Source organism: Sphingomonas benefaciens (assembly GCF_052907485.1).
This window is the reverse complement of sequence record NZ_JBREIC010000004.1, coordinates 183,869-199,744: the sequence shown is the minus strand read 5'-3', so window position 1 is coordinate 199,744 and position 15,876 is coordinate 183,869. Positions and strand designations below refer to the sequence as shown.

Below are 15,876 nucleotides of genomic sequence, written 5' to 3'. Positions count from 1 at the left end.
ACGATGAACGGACGTAGCATGCAGCCAGACGTGATGACGCAGCCCAGGACGATCAGTGGCGATGACGCCCCGACGGTGCATGCGTCGATCACCCCGGCGCCGGCGCTGCGTCCGGAGGAACCCTATGCGCGCGACGAGCTGCTGCACGAGATTTTCGACGCGACCTGTCGTCAGCACGGCGGTGCGACCGCGCTGCAGCTGATCGGCGCCAGCGAGGAATTCGGCCGCAGCACCAGCTGGAGCTACGACATGCTCGCCCGGCGCAGCCTCGCGCTGGCCCATCGCCTGCGCGCGATGGGGATCGGCCGTGGCGACCGCGTCGTGCTGTGCCTGCCGCGCGGGCTCGACCAATATATGGCGATCCTCGGCGTGCTACGCGCCGGCGCCGCCTATGTCCCGGTCGACTGGGGCTATCCGCGCGACCGCATCGACTTCATCGTCGAGGATAGCGGCGCGGCGCTGATCCTTACCGTCGCCAGCCGGGCGGGCGACCTCGGCGGTACGACGCTGGCGATCGATGCGGAACTCGGCGATCTTGCCGCCGAACCCGTGCTGCCGCTCGGCCGCGCCGATACCGGCGCGACGCCCGACGACCTTGCCTATATCATCTATACCTCCGGCACGACGGGCCGGCCGAAAGGGGTGATGATCACCCAGGCCAATGCCTGCCATCTCGTCCGGTCCGAAAGCGCGATCCTGGCGCTGGAGACGACGGACGTCGTGTTCGGCGGCTTCAGCCTGGCGTTCGACATGTCGGTGGAGACGATGTGGAGCGCCTTCTTCATCGGTGCGCGCCTGCTCGTCGCGACCGAGGCGCTGGCGAGCAGCGGGCCGGACATCGCGATCGCGCTCGACGCGGCGGAAACGACGATCTGGCACGTCGTGCCGTCGCTGATCGCGCTGGTCGAACATCCCGTGCCGAGCCTGCGGTTGATCAACATGGGCGGCGAGGCGTGCCCGCCCGACCTGCCGCGGCGGCTGGCGCGGCCGGGGCTGCGCCTGCTCAACACCTATGGCCCGACCGAGACATCGGTCACCGCCACCTGGACCGAGGTCGCGCCCGGCCAGCGGATCACGATCGGCAAGCCCTTGCCCGGCTACACCGCGTGGATCGTCGACGAACATTTGCAGCCGGTGGCGGCGGGGCAGGAGGGCGAGCTGGTGATCGGTGGCCCCGGCGTCGGCGTCGGCTACGTCAACCGGCCCGACCTCACCGGCGAGAAGTTTACCATGACGCCGTTCATGACGCCGTCCGGCGCCGCGGAGCGGATCTATCGATCGGGCGACCTCGTGCGGCTCGACGCGGCGGGCGACATCGATTTCGTCGGACGCATCGACACCCAGGTCAAGATCCGCGGCTTCCGCGTCGAATTGGCGGAGATCGAGGCGGTGATCGGCGAGGCGCCGGGCGTCGCGCAGGCGGTGGTGCATTTGTTCACCGACGACGACGGATCGGAATTCCTCGCCGCCTTCATCGTCGCGCGCAATGGCGAGACGGTCGACGTCGACGCCATCAAGGCGAAGGTCACCGAACGCCTGCCGACCTATATGCGGCCCGCCGCCTACAAGCTGCTCGCCGCGATGCCGACGCTGCCCGCATCGGGCAAGGTCGATCGCAAGGCGCTGGTCCGGCCGGAGATCAGCGTCGACACCGGCCGCACCATCGTCGCCCCGGCGACACCGATGGAGGAGGCGCTGCACCGCGTCTGGGCAGAGGCCTTCGCGCCGCAACCGGTGTCGGTGACCGACGATCTGTTCGAGGATCTGGGCGGTCATTCGCTGAAGGCGGCGCGGCTGGTGTCGGCGGCGCGCAAGGTGCCGGGGCTCGCCGGCCTGTCGCTGGAAGACGTCTACGCCGCGCCGACGATCCGGACGCTCGCTGCGCGCGTCGCCGGCGCGGCACCCGCCGTCGTCCAGGATGCGGCGAGCTTCCACCGCATCGCGGCGTGGAAGCGGTGGCTGTGCGTCGCCGCGCAGACGATCGCGCTGTTGCCGATCTATGCGCTCGCCGGGCTGCAATGGTTCTCGCCCTATCTGGCCTACACCCACCTCGCCGGGCGGGTCGACCGGCTGACCGCGCTGGCGCTCAGCGCCGCCTTCTTCACCATCGTGCCGATCGCGGCGATGCTGTTTTCGATCGTCGCCAAATGGGTGATCGTCGGCCGGTTCAAGGCGGGCGACTATCCCTTGTGGGGCGGCTATTATTTCCGCTGGTGGCTGGTCCGGCGGATCATCGGCGTCACCGCCACGCCCTATCTCGCCGGCACGCCGATGATCCGTGGCTATTACCGGATGCTCGGTGCAAAGATCGGCAAGCGCGCGCATATCGGCGCGGGGACGATCGACACGGTCGACCTGTTCACCTGCGGCGACGATGCGATCGTCAGCGACCAGGCGGTGCTGGCGACCAGTTCGGTCGAGCGCGGCCTGCTGCGGCTTGGCACCGTCACGCTGGGGCTGGGCGCCTTCGTCGGCGCCCAGTCGGTGGTCGGCCGCAACGCCGCTCTGGGCGAGGATGCGGTACTCGACGACATGTCGGCGCTGCAGGCGGACACGGCGATCCCGGCGCGCCAGCGCTGGACCGGCTCGCCCGCGGCCTTCGCCGACCACGTGCCGGCGCGGCCGGTGCCGGCGCGCGGGGAATCGCCGCTGGCGACGGTCAGCCTGCTGATCGGCGCGCTGCTGCTGCCGATCATCGCGATCCTGCCGATCGCCCCCGGCCTGATCGCGCTGATCGAGCTCGACTGGGCGACGACCGGCTATGCCTATGTCCTCGTCTCGCCGCTGCTCGCGGTCACCTATGTGGTGATGATGTGCGTGCTGACCGTCGCGGCCAAACGGCTGATCCTCGGCAAGGTGCGTCCCGGCGTCTATGCCACCGACAGCGGCTTCTACGTCCGCTACTGGCTGGTGAAGCAGATCAACGATCTGGCGCTGCGGCTGCTGCATCCCATCTTCGCGACGCTCTACGTCATCCCCTGGTACCGCGCCCTGGGCGTCAAGGTCGGCCGCCGGGCGGAGATCTCCACCGCCAGCGCGATCGTCCCCGACCTGGTCGAGATCGGCGCGGAAAGCTTCATCGCCGACTCGGTGATCTTCGGCGCGGCGCGGATCGGCCACGGCACGATCGAGCTGGCGCACACCCGCATCGGCCGGCGCAGCTTCATCGGCAATTCGGCGCTGCTGCCGAGCGGCGCGCAGATCGGCGACGAGGTGCTGATCGGCGTCTTGTCCAAGCCGCCCGAGGATCCGAAGCTCGCCACCGACGGTGGCAGCACCTGGTTCGGCTCGCCGGCCATCCGCCTGCCGGTGCGCCAGGTCGCGACGATGTTCGACGAGGGCGCGCGCTTCAATCCGTCCAAGCGGCTGATCGCCACCCGTCTGGCGATCGAGGCGGTGCGCACGACGCTGTCGCTGACCGCCTTCCTTGTCTTCTTCAGCCTGTTGTTGTCTGTCGTCGGCGACCTCGACGACCTCGAACGCGGCGGGCTGATCATCGGCCTGAGCTTCCCCTTCCTCTATGTCGGCTTTTGCCTGGCCTGCGGCCTGTTCGTGCTGGCGCTGAAATGGCTCGTTGTCGGCCGTTACAAGGCGACCACCGCGCCACTGTGGAGCACCTTCGTCTGGCGCACCGAGCTGGTCACCGCGACGTATGAGAACCTTGCGGTCGCCAATTTGCTCGAGCCCTTGCGCGGCACGCCGTGGCTCGGCCTGTACCTCAGGCTGATGGGGGCGAAGGTCGGTCGGCGCTGCTACATCGACACGACGGACCTCACCGAGCACGATCTAGTGACGATCGGCGACGACGTCGCGCTCAACGATTTCGCCGGCTTGCAGACGCATCTGTTCGAAGACCGGGTGATGAAGGTCGGCGCGATCCGCGTCGGCGACCGCGCGACCATCGGCTCGCTGGCGATCGTGCTCTACGATGCGGAGGTCGGCGCCGACGCGCAACTCGGCGATCTGTCGGTGGTGATGAAGGGCGAGACGCTGCCCGACGGCACCAATTGGGAAGGCAGCCCGGCACGGCTCGCGACCGGCGGGTGACGCCTGTGTGGCACGACGGGCCTCTCGCCGCGATCGACCCCGCGGCGCGCGCCGTGGTCTGGGCCCTGGCGGACGAGGGGCCGATGGCGCGGCAGGCGGCGGCCCGGGCTTTGGTCGCGCATCTCGCTGGCGGCGAGGCCGACTGCGTCCGGCTGGCCCGCGATGTCGAGGGCGCGCCGCGCGTCGCCAGTCCCGGCGGCTGGCATATCAGCCTGTCGCGGCGCGATGGCATTTGTCTGGTCGCCGCTGCCGCCGTGCCGATCGCGGTCGACCGCGAGATCGTCGATGCGGCGCCGCCGCTGTGGGACATGCTGACCGCCGACGAGGCGGCGGCGGTGCGGGCGCTGCCCGCGCCCGAACGGCCGCGCGCCTGGCTGCGTCGCTGGACGATCAAGGAGGCGCACGCCAAGCTGGTCGGCACGCCGCGACGGCTGGCGGCGGAGGCGATCGCGACGCGGCTGGTCGACGCCGTCCACGCCACGGCGGAATGTCACGGCCGGTCGCGTTGCTGGACGCGCGACACCGGCACGGCGATCGAAACGGTCGCGATATGGGCGGCCGATGCAGGAGGAATGGCATGAGCCGGGTGGCGGTACGGGCCTATGATCCCGCGGACCGGGCGGCGGTGCTGGCGATCTTCGACAGCAACCTCCCCGAATATTTCGGCGCCGGCGACCGCGAGTGGCTGGAGGAGACGCTGGACGATCCGGATGGCCCGGCCTTCGTCGTCACCGTCGACGGTGCCGCCGCCGCCTTCGGCGGTTACGAGCTCTGGGAACATTACAACAAGGCGCTGCTCTATTGGGGCATGGCGTCGCGGCGCTTCCACCGCGCCGGGCTCGGGCGGCTGCTGCTGTTCGCGCGGCTGGCGCATGCAGCGCAGGCGGCGGAGCCGGCGACGCGCTGGGTCACTGTCGACACCTCGCCGCGGGTCGCGCCGTTCTTCGAACGCTGCGGCTTCGAGACCACGGCGGTGTGGCCGCAGGGTTATCGCTCCGGCATGACGATGCACGAGCTGCGCTTCGATCTGGCGGCGACGACGGCGGCGGCGCTGGTAACGGCGCGCGACGTGGCGCTGGCCGCGGCCGAGCGGCGCGTCGCCGACCTGTAGGGCGGGGCGGGTCGATCGCGCGGCACCTGCGTTGAGCCGGTAAGGAGAAGGTTCGATGCTCATTGTCACTCTGCTGCTCGCCGCCAGCTCGCCCCAGCTCGACCGCTGCCTCAACAGCGGCGAGGCGGCGCGTGGCGTCACGCCGGCGATGGCGGCCTGTTTCGGCGCCGATTACCGCCGCGCCGACGCCAGGCTCAACGCGACCTATCGCGCGACGCTGCGGCGGCTGCCGCCGGCACGGCAGGCGGCGCTGCGGCAGGCACAGCGCGGCTGGATCGCCCGGCGCGACGCCGCCTGCCCGCTGCAGACGGGGGATGGCGTCGGCACCATCGAGCGGCTCAATCATCCGGCCTGCCTGACCCGCGAGACCGATCGCCGCACCGCCTGGCTCGCCCGCTTCCGCTGACCCGCAGTGGCGGTCGCCGGTCCGGCGCGATAAGGCGGCACCGGCAACAACAACGGAGAAGTCCCGACATGCGGCTCAGCGCACGCAACCAGATCGCCGGCACGGTCACGTCCATTACCCCCGGTGCGGTCAATGGCACGGTGAAGGTCGACATCGGCAACGGCACGATCGTCACCGCCAGCATCACCGAGGAAGCGGTGCACGATCTCGGTCTCGCCGTCGGCGACACGGTCACCGTGGTGGTCAAGGCCAGCGACGTGATGATCGGCAAGTGACGTGAAGATCGGTCCGCTGTGGCTGAAGCTGCAGGTGGCGTGCGGCGACGCGCCGGCGATCGGCCCGGGCAAGGCGGCGCTGCTGGAGGCGATCGCTACCCACGGATCGATCTCCGCGGCGGGTCGCGCGCTCGGCATGAGCTATCGCCGGGCGTGGCTGCTGGTCGACGAGATGAATCGCTGCTTCGATCCGCCGCTGGTCGAGACGCAGCGCGGCGGCGGGCTGGAGCGCGGCGCCCGTCTCACCGAGACCGGCGGCGTCGTGCTCACCGCCTATCAGGCGCTGGAGCGCCGCGCCGCCGCCCAAGTCGCCGATGACCCCGCCTATGCGACGCTGCGCGGCTTGCTGCGCCCGGAACCGCTGCCGCCGACGACATAGCTGCATGCGATCGTCTATATACGGACGGATATAGCCTCGATATATCGACGGATATAACGAGCGGGGTGCCCCGCCACGATAGGGGTATCCGACCGATGACGAAGCGTTGTGCGTGGCTGCTGTGCGCCGCGGCCCTACCATTGAGCGCCGGCCAGGCCGGGGCACAGACGCAGATCCTCACCACCGAAGCCGACGGCAACGACAGCGCCCGCCCAGCGGAGGAGGGCGCCGTCCCCGACGTGATCGTCACCGCGCGCCGCCGCGCGGAAAGCGCGCAGCAGGTGCCCGCCGCGTTGTCGGTGGTCGACGGCGCGCTGCTCGACCGCAGCTACACGATCAATACCCAGGGGCTGACGACGCTGATCCCCAGCCTCAACTACAGTTCCGCCAATCCGCGCAACACCGCTTTCACCATCCGCGGCCTGGGATCGAGCGTCGTCGCGGTCAGCCAGGCGAACGACGGGCTGGAGCCGGGCGTCGGCGTCTATATCGACCAGGTCTATCATGCCCGTCCGGCGACCGCGGCGTTCGACTTCGCCGACATCGAGCGGGTCGAGGAGTTGCGCGGCCCGCAGGGAACGCTGTTCGGCAAGAACACCACCGCCGGCGCGCTCAACATCAGTTCGCGCGCGCCGACCTTCACGCGCGAGGGCTTTGCCGAATTGTCCTACGGCAGCTACGACACGGTCCAGGCGCGCGGCTGGGTGTCGGGGCCGATCAGCGACGCGATCGCCTATCGCCTGTCCGCCGTCTCGACCCGCCGTGACGGCGTGCTCGACAACGTCCGCACCGGCCGCGCCGCCAACACGCTGGGGACGCAGGCAGTGCGCGGGCAATTGCTGGTCAGGCCGGACGACACGATCCAGATGCGGGTCATCGCCGACTTCACCAATTTCCAGGCCTATTGCTGCACCCAGGTCTATCTGCGCACCGGCACGTCCCTGCGTGCCGCCAACCGGCAGTTCGGCGGCCCGAGCGGTCTCGCCGCGCAATTCGGCTACACGCCGGCGAGCACCGATCCTTACGATCGCAAGACCGATATCGACGGGCCGCTCGGCGTCGACACCAACGAGGGCGGGGTCAGCGCGATCACCGACTGGAACCTGGGGCCGGTCACGCTCACCTCGGTCAGCGCGTGGCGCTTCTGGAATTGGGATGCGGAAAACGACCGCGACTATACCGGCATCCCCGTCCAGCTGTCGCAGCATATCCCGTCGCGCCAGGACCAGTATAGCCAGGAATTGCGCCTCGCCTCGAACGGCGACGCGCGCTTGTCCTACGTCGTCGGCCTCTACGGCTTCCGCCAGCGGCTGACCGGCCGGCCGATCAGCATCTACGGGCCGGCCGCGGCACGCTATCTGATCGGCACCACCACCGGCACCGCCAATACGCCGGTGCCCGCCAATCTGCTCGACGGTTACGGCCAGGACGGCCGCACCGATTTCCGCAGCACCAGCTATGCCGCCTTCGGTGAGGCCAATTACCGGATCGTCCCGCGGCTGACCGCGACGCTCGGGCTGCGCTACACCCAGGAGGACAAGGACGGTTATTACGTCACCACCGTCTCCGGCGGACCCGCCACCACCAACGCCGCGCTGATCAGCGCGCGGCTCGGCGTGCTGCGGCCGCAGAGCTACCAGGCGCACGACAGCGACGGCAGCTTGTCCGGCCGCGGCAATCTCGCCTGGCAGGCGACCGACACCACGCTCGCCTACGCCAGCTATGCGCGCGGCTTCAAATCGGGTGGCATCAACATGTCGGGCCTGCCGCTCGACAATGCCAACCAGCCGGTGCTCGCCACGGCGGTCGTCCGCCCCGAACGCAACGAGACCTATGAGATCGGCCTGAAGAACGCGCTGTTCGATCGCCGCCTGATCGTCAACATCGACGGCTATTACACCAAGGTGCGCGACTTCCAGGCGACGGTGGTCGAGAATTCGCTGATCCAGACGGTGCAGTTGCGCGGCTATCTGTCGAACATACCCCAAGTGACGGTGAAGGGGGTCGAGGCGGATGTCACCGCCGTCCTGCTCCCCGGCCTCAGCCTGCGGGCCAATGCCGCTTACGCGGACGGCCGCTACAGCGACTATCCGGCCGGACCATGCCCGCTGGAGGTGCAGACCGCCGCCACCACCCGATGCAGCCTGACCGGCCGGCGGCTGGCGTCGTTGCCGCGCTTCGCGATCACCGCCGGCCTCGACTACGTCCGGGCGCTGGGCGATGGCCAGATCATGCTGCACGTCGATACCGCCTCGCGCAGCGGCTATAACGGCGACCCCAGCCTGTCGCGCTTCACCTACATTCGGGCCTATAATTTGACCAACGCCAACATCGGCTATCGCTTCGCCGATGGGGTTGAGGCGATCGTCTGGGCGCGCAATCTGCTCGCCGCCGACTATATCCAGAACCTGACCATCCAGGCGGGCAATTCCGGCCTGATCCTCGGCACCCCCAGCGATCCGCGCACGATCGGCGGGACGATAAGGTTCCACCTCTGAACGGGCACAGTTGAAAGAATAAAGCTTTGCGAGCGCGCTGCTTTTCCGACTAGATTGGCAACCTAGGCTAAGGAGGAAGCTGCATGTCGCTCATCATCAACGGGATGGCGGTGGCGGCCCCCGCCGACCCCCGCGTCTCACTGCTCGACCATCTGCGCGAGACGCTGCACCTGACCGGTACCAAGAAGGGCTGCAATCAGGGCGCATGCGGCGCCTGCACAGTGCTGGTCGACGGCGAGCGCATCCTGTCCTGCCTCGCACTGGCGGTGCAATATGACGGCCGCGCGATCACCACGATCGAAGGACTGGCGAACGACGACGGCCTTCACCCGTTGCAGGCCGCGTTCATCGAACATGACGGCTTCCAGTGCGGCTATTGCACGCCGGGCCAGATCTGTTCGGCGATCGGCATGGCGGCGGAGGCGAAGCGCGGCGTGCCCAGCCACGTCAGCGCCGATCTGGTCGGCGATGTCGCGCTGACCCGCGAGGAGGTGCAGGAGCGGATGAGCGGCAATCTGTGCCGCTGCGGCGCACACAACGGGATCATCGACGCGATCCGGCACACGCTGGTCGAGGAAGTGGCGGCATGACGCCGTTCGACTATGCCCGCGCCGGCGACACGGCGGAGGCGCTGCGCCTCGGCACGGGGCAGGGGGTCGCCTATCTCGGTGGCGGGACCAATCTGGTCGATCTGATGCGCGAGACGGTGGCGCGGCCCGACCGGCTGGTCGACGTCTCTGGCCTGTCGTCCGACATCACCGAGACGCCGGACGGCGGCCTGCTGATCGGCGCGGGCGTGCGCAACACCGCGCTCGCCGAACATCGCGTCGTGCGCGAACGTTATCCGGTGCTCGCCCGTGCGATCCTCGCCGGCGCCTCGGCCCAGATCCGCAACATGGCGACCGTCGGCGGCAATCTGCTGCAGCGGACGCGCTGCGCCTATTTCTACGACACCGACGGTTCGCGCTGCAACAAGCGCGCGCCGGGATCGGGCTGCGATGCGCGCGACGGCTTCAATCGTATCCACGCCGTGCTCGGCGCCTCCGACGCCTGCGTCGCGACGCATCCGTCGGACATGTGCGTTGCGCTGGCCGCGCTCGACGCGACCGTCCACGTCGAGGGCGCGGACGGCCGGCGTACGATCGCCTTCGGCGAACTGCACCGGCTGCCCGGCGATACGCCGGACCGCGACACCGTGCTGCAGCCCGGCGATCTGATTACCGCGGTGGAACTGCCGGCGCTGCCGCTGGCGGCGCGTTCGACCTATCGCAAGGTGCGCGACCGGGCGAGTTACGCCTTCGCGCTGATCTCCGTCGCCGCGGCGGTGGAGATGGACGGCGACCGCATCGCGGACCTGCGCATCGCCTTCGGCGGCGTCGCGCACAAGCCGTGGCGGGCGATCAAGGCTGAAGACGCGCTGCGTGGCGGTCCTGCGACCGAAGCGGCGATCCGTGCCGCGGCGGAGGCGGAATTCGCCGATGCGCGACCGCTGCGCGACAATGGCTTCAAACCCGCGCTGGCGGCGCGCACCTTGGCCGCCGTGATCGGCGACCTCGCACGAGGAGAAGCGGCATGAGCATCGTCGACACGGTCAAACAGGCGGCGCAGGGCGTCGCGCAGAGCGCGATGCAGAAGCTGGTGCCGCTCGCCCCCGACAGCTGGATCCCCGGCGGCGTTCCCGATCCGCTGATCGCCCGCAAGCACGGCCTGATCGGTTCGCCGGTGTCGCGCCTCGACGGCGCGCTCAAGGTGCAGGGCGAGGCGCGTTTCGCCGCCGAATATCGCTTCGACGACATGGTCTATGCCGCGCTCGCCTTCGCGACGATCGCACGCGGGCGGATCACCGCGATCGACAGCGCCGCCGCCGAAGCGGCGCCCGGCGTCGTGCTGGTGATGACCCACCGCAACGCGCCGCGGATGAATAAGCCGGGCGTGTTCGGCTCGTCGCCGACCGCGGTCGGCCCCGCCGATCTGCCGATCCTGCAGGACGATCGCATCCACTGGAACGGCCAGCCGATCGCCTGCGTCCTCGCCGAGACGCAGGAACAGGCGGATCATGCCGCCAGCCTGCTTCGCTTCACCTTCGCCGAGGAACCGTCGACCACCAGCCTTGAACAGGCGAAGGCGAACGGGATCGAAAAGGGCGTATTCATGGGCCGCCCGCTCGCCGACACGATCGGCGACGCCGATGCGGCGCTGGCCACGGCGGCGCACCGGGTCGACCAGCGCTACCACACGCCGCGCCACAACCATAACCCGATCGAACCGCATGCAGCGACGCTGGCATGGCAGGGCGACGAACTGATCATCCACGACGCCAGCCAGATGGTCACCGCACAGGCGCAGACGATCGGCGAGGTGTTCGACCTGAAGCCTGCACAGGTGCGCCTGACCTCGCCCTATGTCGGCGGCGGCTTCGGTTCGAAGGGCCTGTGGGATCATCAGATCATCGGCGCCGCCGCGGCCAAGCTGGCGGGACGGCCGGTGCGCATCACGCTGTCGCGCGAGGGCGTCTACCGCACCGTCGGCGGCCGCACCCTGACCGAACAACGGGTCGCGATCGGCGCCGACGCCGATGGCCGGTTCCAGGCGCTGATCCACACCGGCCTGTCGGTGATGACTCCGCACAACAACATGCCGGAACCGTTCATCCTCGGCACCCGCGCCGGCTATGCCGCGCCCAACATCACGCTGGGCGTCGAGGTGACGCGGATGAACATGCTCGCCAACACCTTCATGCGCGCGCCAGGCGAGGCGGTCGGCACCTTCGCGCTGGAATGCGCGATCGATGAACTGGCGGTCGACATGGGCATCGATCCGGTCGAACTGCGCCTGCGCAACGAACCGGACAAGGACCCGACCTCGGGCCTGCCCTTTTCGTCGCGCCATATCGTCGAGGCTTGGCGACAGGGGGCGGAGAAATTCGGCTGGGCCGATCGTCCGACCACCGCCGGTACGCGCCGCGATGGCGAATGGCAGATCGGCGTCGGCTGCGCGACCGGCACCTATCCCTATTACCGTATGCCGGGCGCGCAGGCGCGGATCACCCTGGTCCGCGACGGCGACGCGGTGCGCGCGCAGGTCGATGTCGCGGCAGCGGAAATGGGGATGGGGACGTCGACCACCACCGCGCTGGTCGCGGCGGAACGGCTCGGCCTGCCGCTCGACCGGGTCGCGGTCGACTACGGCGATTCGCTGATCCCCGGCGCGATCATGGCCGGCGGGTCGCAACAGACCGCGGCGATCGGCGCGGCGGTGATCGCCGCGCACAATGCGCTCGTGGCCGAGCTGCTCAAGCTCGCCGGCAACGATTCGCCGCTTGCCGGCCTGTCGCCGGACGAGGTCGGCAGCGAGGAGGGCGGGCTCACCAAGCTCGACGATCCGGCCCGGCGCGAAAGCTATGCCTCGATCCTCGCCCGCGCGCAGCGCGACCAGGTGCAGGTGACGCAGGCCGGTTCGCCGCCGCTCGAACTGATGCACTGGTCGATGCATTCGCACAGCGCCCTGTTCTGCGAGGTCCGGGTCAATGCGGTCACCGGCGAGACGCGGGTCAGCCGCTTCCTCGGCTCGTTCGACTGCGGCCGCATCCTCAACCCCAAGACGGCGCGCAGCCAGTTCCGCGGCGGCATCATCATGGGCCTCGGCATGGCGCTGATGGAGGAAACCCAGTTCGACGAGCGCAACGGCCGAATCATGAACCCCAGCCTCGCCGAATATCACGTCCCCGTGCACCTCGACGTGCCCGACATCGACGTGATCTGGACCGACATCGCCGATCCGCACACGCCGATGGGCGCGCATGGTATCGGCGAGATCGGCATCACCGGTGTCGCCGCGGCGGTCGCCAACGCGATCTACAACGCCACCGGCAAGCGCATCCGCGACCTGCCGATCACTCTGGATAAGCTGCTGTAATAGCCGGACAATTAGGCGGGGTGGCTATTTGGGCCACCCCGCCTGTGCGCGAACTTCGAGAACTTCGGACGCTAGCGGCCGTCCGTCGCCCAGTCGCCCCGGCGGCTCGCGTCGGTGGCTGCGGCGGGCCGTGCGGTCGCGGCGCCCTGCAGGCGCAGGATCGTCCAGTCGCCCCGCACGTCGCGCCCCGTCTCCCGCGCGCCCTGCGCCGCATAGGCCTCGACCACCTTCGCCGCCTGATTGGACAGCAGGCCGGCCAGCACGATCGTCGCGCCGGGGGCGGCGATGCCCGCGACCTCCGGCGCCATCGCGATCAGCGGCCCGGCCAGGATGTTGGCGATGACGAGGTCGTAGGGGCCGCCCGCGACGATCGCCGGGTCGCGCGTCCCGTCGGCGACGATCAGCGCGACCTCCTCGACCTCGTTGCACGCCATGTTCTCGCGCGTCACGTCGACCGCGATCGGGTCGATGTCGGTCGCCGTCACCGCCGCCTCCGGCCACAGGTGCCGCGCCGCGAAGGCGAGCAGGCCGGTGCCGGTGCCCAGATCGATGATCCGCGCAAAGCCGGCGCCCTCGACCGCCAGCCTGTCGAGCATCGCCAGGCAGCCGCTCGTCGTGCCGTGGTGGCCCGTGCCGAACGCCTGGCCGGCGTCGATCAGGAAGGCGCGCCCACCCTCCGGCGTCTCGACCGGATGTGCGCTGGTATGGACGACGAAGCGGCCCTCGCGGATCGGCTCCAGCCCGGCCTGGCTCATCGCCACCCAATCGGCGTCGGTCAGCGGCTCGACGACCGGGTCGCGCCCACTCGCGCTCGGCACCAGCGCGTGCAGCGACGCCAGCATTGCCGCATCGGGCTCGGCGTCCATATAGGCGTCGAGCCGCCAGCGCTCGACATCGTCCTCGACCTCTTCGGTAGTCATCAGCACCGCGTCGATCGCCAGGTCCGACGCGGCGTCGATCGCCTCCGCCTCGGCGCGGGTGCAGGGCAGGGTGACCTTCCAGCTGGTGACTTCAGCGGACATAGCTGGCTCCGTTCACGTCGAGCACCGCGCCGGTCATCGACGCAGGCGCCTCCAGTGCGCAGAAGCGCGCGACCTTGGCGACCTCCTCGGGCATCGCCACCTTGCCGAGCGGGATGTCGGCGAGCAGGCCCTCGCCGCCGCGGCTGGCGAGATAGTCGTCGGCCATGCCGGTCATCGTAAAGCCGGGGCAGATGGCGAAGGCATAGATGCCCTCGCGCGCATAGCCGCGGGCGATCGTCTTGGTCATCGCCACCATGCCGGCCTTGGCCGCGGCATAATGCCAGTGCGCCGGGCTGTCGCCGCGATAGGCGGCGCGGCTGGCGATGTTGACGATGCGGCCGTGCGTGCCGCGCTCCTGCCAGTGGCGCACCGCGAGCCGGGACAACTCCGCCGCCGCGGTCAGGTCGATGCGCAGGGTCCGTTCCCAGTCGCCGACCCAGTCGTCGTGGTCGCGGTCGAGCGGATTGGCCTCGAACACCCCAGCATTGTTGATCAGTACGTCGATCGTGCCATCTGCCTGCTCCAGCGCGGCCTGCCACAAGGCGCGTGGGCCGGCGGGGTCGGCGAAGTCGGCGGCGATGCCGCTCTGCGTGCCGTGGCCGATGACGGTCTGGCCGGCGTCGGTCAGCGCACCATGGATCGCGGCACCGATCCCGCGGCTCGATCCGGTGAGGAGGATAGTCATCGCCTGCCCTTACGGCGGGCCGGGACGACCGGCAACGCCTGTTCCCCTCCCGCGCACGGGAGAGGGCAGGGGCGTCAGGCGGCGACCTTGGCGACGAACTCGCCGGCGCTCGACTTCAGCGTCGCCAGCCGGCCGTCGAGGCGGTCGAAGCCGCGGCCGACGCTGTCGATCTCGGTCGCTACCGCCTCGGTATCCTCACGGATCGCGGCGATGGTGGTCGACATGGAGTCGGCGGCGAGCGCGGTCTCGTCGACCGCCGCGGTGATCGCGGTCACCGTCTGCGCCTGCGCCTCCATCGCATAACGGATGCGGTCGGCGCTTTCCTGCACCTCGGTCACCGTCGTCTTGATCGAGGCATTGGTGTCGACGGTCGATCGGGTCGCGGCCTGGATCGAGGCGATCTTGGCGGCAATGTCGTCGGTTGCGCGCGCGGTCTGGTTGGCGAGGCTCTTCACCTCCTGGGCGACCACCGCGAAGCCGCGGCCGGCGTCGCCGGCGCGCGCCGCCTCGATCGTCGCGTTGAGCGCGAGCAAATTGGTCTGGCCGGCGATGTCGCGGATCAGGCCCAGGATCGACTCGATCGACTTGGCATGGTCCGACAAAGCCTCCGACATGCCGACCGCATCGCTCGCCTGAACGCTCGCGCGCTGGGCGATCTCGGCGGCGGCCTCGACTTCGGTACGGGCATCCTCGATCGCACGGATCAGGCCGGCCGCAGTCTGCGCCGCCTCGCGCATCGCGACGGCGGACTGTTCGGCCGCGGCGGCGACCTCGCTTGCCTTGCCGAGCATGCCGCGCGCCGAACCCGAGCTGCGCTGCGCCTGCGAGCGGAGCGCCTGGCCCTCGTCGGTCGCGGTTTCGACGGCGCTGGCGATACCCTCGCGGAATTCCGAGGCCAGCCGGTCGCGGGCCACGCGGTTGCTATAGTCGTGGAAGCCGGCGAACAGCTCGACGGTCAGCTCGGTCTCCATGCCGAACAGGCGCATCAGCACGTCGACCAGCACCGATCGGCGCGGATCGTCGGTGGGCAGTCGTTGCATCAGGGCCTTGAGCGCGGCGCGATCGGATGCGCAGGACATCGCCAGCACCTCCATCGTCGATACGCCCGCCGCATAGGCGGAGGCCACGGCACGCTCGAGTGATTCGACCCATTCGCGGCCGCTGAGATTGCAGAAGCGGTTGCGCAGATAGGTAATGCCTACCGCGACGCGCCGCTCACGCTCGTGCAGCGACCATTCCGGTGCGCCGGGATTCTGCAGACGCCAATGGCCCCAATAGGCCTCGACGATATCGGCCGCATCGGGCTCGATGATCGACCACAGTTCGACGGCGCGCTGGACCAGCGTGTTCTCACCCCCGTCGAACGCCTTGATCCGACTGGTCAGGTCGATCGCGGCGGCGATCGTGGTCGGCTGGGGCAAAGCGATATCGGACAAGTCGGCACTCCGCGGCGCTGATTGAGGTTCTGTCCGCATCGCTATCGCCCATTGGTTAATGGTCGGTTAGAGCGCAGGCATACGGCTTGCATCATCGGCGCA

At 69.6% G+C, this 15,876-nt stretch carries 13 protein-coding genes; 10 read left to right on the top strand and 3 right to left on the bottom strand.

The window, feature by feature from the left end; all coding sequences use genetic code 11:
- Window positions 1–18: 18 nt before the first annotated feature.
- From ACU5AX_RS14355 to ACU5AX_RS14310, 10 genes are all read left to right on the top strand, one after another.
- A complete protein-coding gene (locus ACU5AX_RS14355; RefSeq protein WP_446691492.1) occupies window positions 19–4,047 on the top strand; it encodes a Pls/PosA family non-ribosomal peptide synthetase in 4,029 nt (1,342 codons plus the stop codon).
- Complete coding sequence (locus ACU5AX_RS14350; protein WP_446691491.1) at window positions 4,044–4,628, top strand: 4'-phosphopantetheinyl transferase family protein; 585 nt, start codon at window positions 4,044–4,046, stop codon at window positions 4,626–4,628. The genes ACU5AX_RS14355 and ACU5AX_RS14350 overlap by 4 nt, the downstream gene beginning before the upstream one ends.
- Entirely contained in the window at window positions 4,625–5,158 is a 534-nt protein-coding gene (locus ACU5AX_RS14345) for a GNAT family N-acetyltransferase (RefSeq protein ID WP_446691490.1), read from the top strand. The genes ACU5AX_RS14350 and ACU5AX_RS14345 overlap by 4 nt, the downstream gene beginning before the upstream one ends.
- Before the next feature lie 55 nt (window positions 5,159–5,213).
- Window positions 5,214–5,564, top strand: a complete 351-nt coding sequence (locus ACU5AX_RS14340; RefSeq protein ID WP_446691489.1) for a lysozyme inhibitor LprI family protein — start codon at window positions 5,214–5,216, stop codon at window positions 5,562–5,564.
- 68 nt (window positions 5,565–5,632) lie between these two features.
- Window positions 5,633–5,839: a TOBE domain-containing protein gene (locus ACU5AX_RS14335; protein WP_198354707.1), complete on the top strand. Its 207-nt coding sequence runs from the start codon at window positions 5,633–5,635 to the stop codon at window positions 5,837–5,839.
- A 1-nt stretch (window position 5,840) separates the two neighbouring features.
- Complete coding sequence (locus ACU5AX_RS14330; protein WP_446691488.1) at window positions 5,841–6,218, top strand: winged helix-turn-helix domain-containing protein; 378 nt, start codon at window positions 5,841–5,843, stop codon at window positions 6,216–6,218.
- A gap of 95 nt (window positions 6,219–6,313) precedes the next feature.
- A complete protein-coding gene (locus tag ACU5AX_RS14325; RefSeq protein WP_446691487.1) occupies window positions 6,314–8,716 on the top strand; it encodes a TonB-dependent receptor in 2,403 nt (800 codons plus the stop codon).
- An 83-nt stretch (window positions 8,717–8,799) separates the two neighbouring features.
- Entirely contained in the window at window positions 8,800–9,306 is a 507-nt protein-coding gene (locus tag ACU5AX_RS14320) for a 2Fe-2S iron-sulfur cluster-binding protein (protein ID WP_198354710.1), read from the top strand.
- Complete coding sequence (locus ACU5AX_RS14315) at window positions 9,303–10,292, top strand: FAD binding domain-containing protein (protein WP_446691486.1); 990 nt, start codon at window positions 9,303–9,305, stop codon at window positions 10,290–10,292. Before ACU5AX_RS14320 ends, ACU5AX_RS14315 begins: the two co-directional genes overlap by 4 nt.
- Window positions 10,289–12,631: a xanthine dehydrogenase family protein molybdopterin-binding subunit gene (locus ACU5AX_RS14310; RefSeq protein ID WP_446691485.1), complete on the top strand. Its 2,343-nt coding sequence runs from the start codon at window positions 10,289–10,291 to the stop codon at window positions 12,629–12,631. The genes ACU5AX_RS14315 and ACU5AX_RS14310 overlap by 4 nt, the downstream gene beginning before the upstream one ends.
- A 71-nt stretch (window positions 12,632–12,702) precedes the next feature.
- Here ACU5AX_RS14310 and ACU5AX_RS14305 read toward each other — a convergent pair whose 3' ends face one another.
- The 3 genes from ACU5AX_RS14305 to ACU5AX_RS14295 form a co-directional block, all read right to left on the bottom strand.
- Complete coding sequence (locus tag ACU5AX_RS14305) at window positions 12,703–13,653, bottom strand: 50S ribosomal protein L11 methyltransferase (RefSeq protein ID WP_446691484.1); 951 nt, start codon at window positions 13,651–13,653, stop codon at window positions 12,703–12,705.
- Window positions 13,643–14,338 carry an SDR family NAD(P)-dependent oxidoreductase gene (locus tag ACU5AX_RS14300; RefSeq protein ID WP_446691483.1) on the bottom strand — a complete coding sequence of 232 codons (696 nt, stop codon included), beginning with the start codon at window positions 14,336–14,338 and terminating at the stop codon, window positions 13,643–13,645. The genes ACU5AX_RS14305 and ACU5AX_RS14300 overlap by 11 nt, the downstream gene beginning before the upstream one ends.
- 74 nt (window positions 14,339–14,412) lie before the next feature.
- Window positions 14,413–15,813 (bottom strand): methyl-accepting chemotaxis protein, encoded by a 1,401-nt coding sequence (locus tag ACU5AX_RS14295; RefSeq protein ID WP_446691482.1) that lies wholly within the window; start codon window positions 15,811–15,813, stop codon window positions 14,413–14,415.
- Window positions 15,814–15,876: the final 63 nt, after the last annotated feature.

What these genes read in the sequence shown, in the direction of transcription:
- ACU5AX_RS14300 (WP_446691483.1), bottom strand. Translation starts at nt 14,338, where the DNA reads ATGACTATCCTCCTCACCGGATCGAGCCGCGGGATCGGTGCCGCGATC.
- ACU5AX_RS14335 (WP_198354707.1), top strand. Translation starts at nt 5,633, where the DNA reads ATGCGGCTCAGCGCACGCAACCAGATCGCCGGCACGGTCACGTCCATT.
- ACU5AX_RS14320 (WP_198354710.1), top strand. Translation starts at nt 8,800, where the DNA reads ATGTCGCTCATCATCAACGGGATGGCGGTGGCGGCCCCCGCCGACCCC.
- ACU5AX_RS14310 (WP_446691485.1), top strand. Translation starts at nt 10,289, where the DNA reads ATGAGCATCGTCGACACGGTCAAACAGGCGGCGCAGGGCGTCGCGCAG.
- ACU5AX_RS14305 (WP_446691484.1), bottom strand. Translation starts at nt 13,653, where the DNA reads ATGTCCGCTGAAGTCACCAGCTGGAAGGTCACCCTGCCCTGCACCCGC.
- ACU5AX_RS14325 (WP_446691487.1), top strand. Translation starts at nt 6,314, where the DNA reads ATGACGAAGCGTTGTGCGTGGCTGCTGTGCGCCGCGGCCCTACCATTG.
- ACU5AX_RS14315 (WP_446691486.1), top strand. Translation starts at nt 9,303, where the DNA reads ATGACGCCGTTCGACTATGCCCGCGCCGGCGACACGGCGGAGGCGCTG.
- ACU5AX_RS14340 (WP_446691489.1), top strand. Translation starts at nt 5,214, where the DNA reads ATGCTCATTGTCACTCTGCTGCTCGCCGCCAGCTCGCCCCAGCTCGAC.
- ACU5AX_RS14295 (WP_446691482.1), bottom strand. Translation starts at nt 15,813, where the DNA reads ATGCGGACAGAACCTCAATCAGCGCCGCGGAGTGCCGACTTGTCCGAT.
- ACU5AX_RS14345 (WP_446691490.1), top strand. Translation starts at nt 4,625, where the DNA reads ATGAGCCGGGTGGCGGTACGGGCCTATGATCCCGCGGACCGGGCGGCG.
- ACU5AX_RS14355 (WP_446691492.1), top strand. Translation starts at nt 19, where the DNA reads ATGCAGCCAGACGTGATGACGCAGCCCAGGACGATCAGTGGCGATGAC.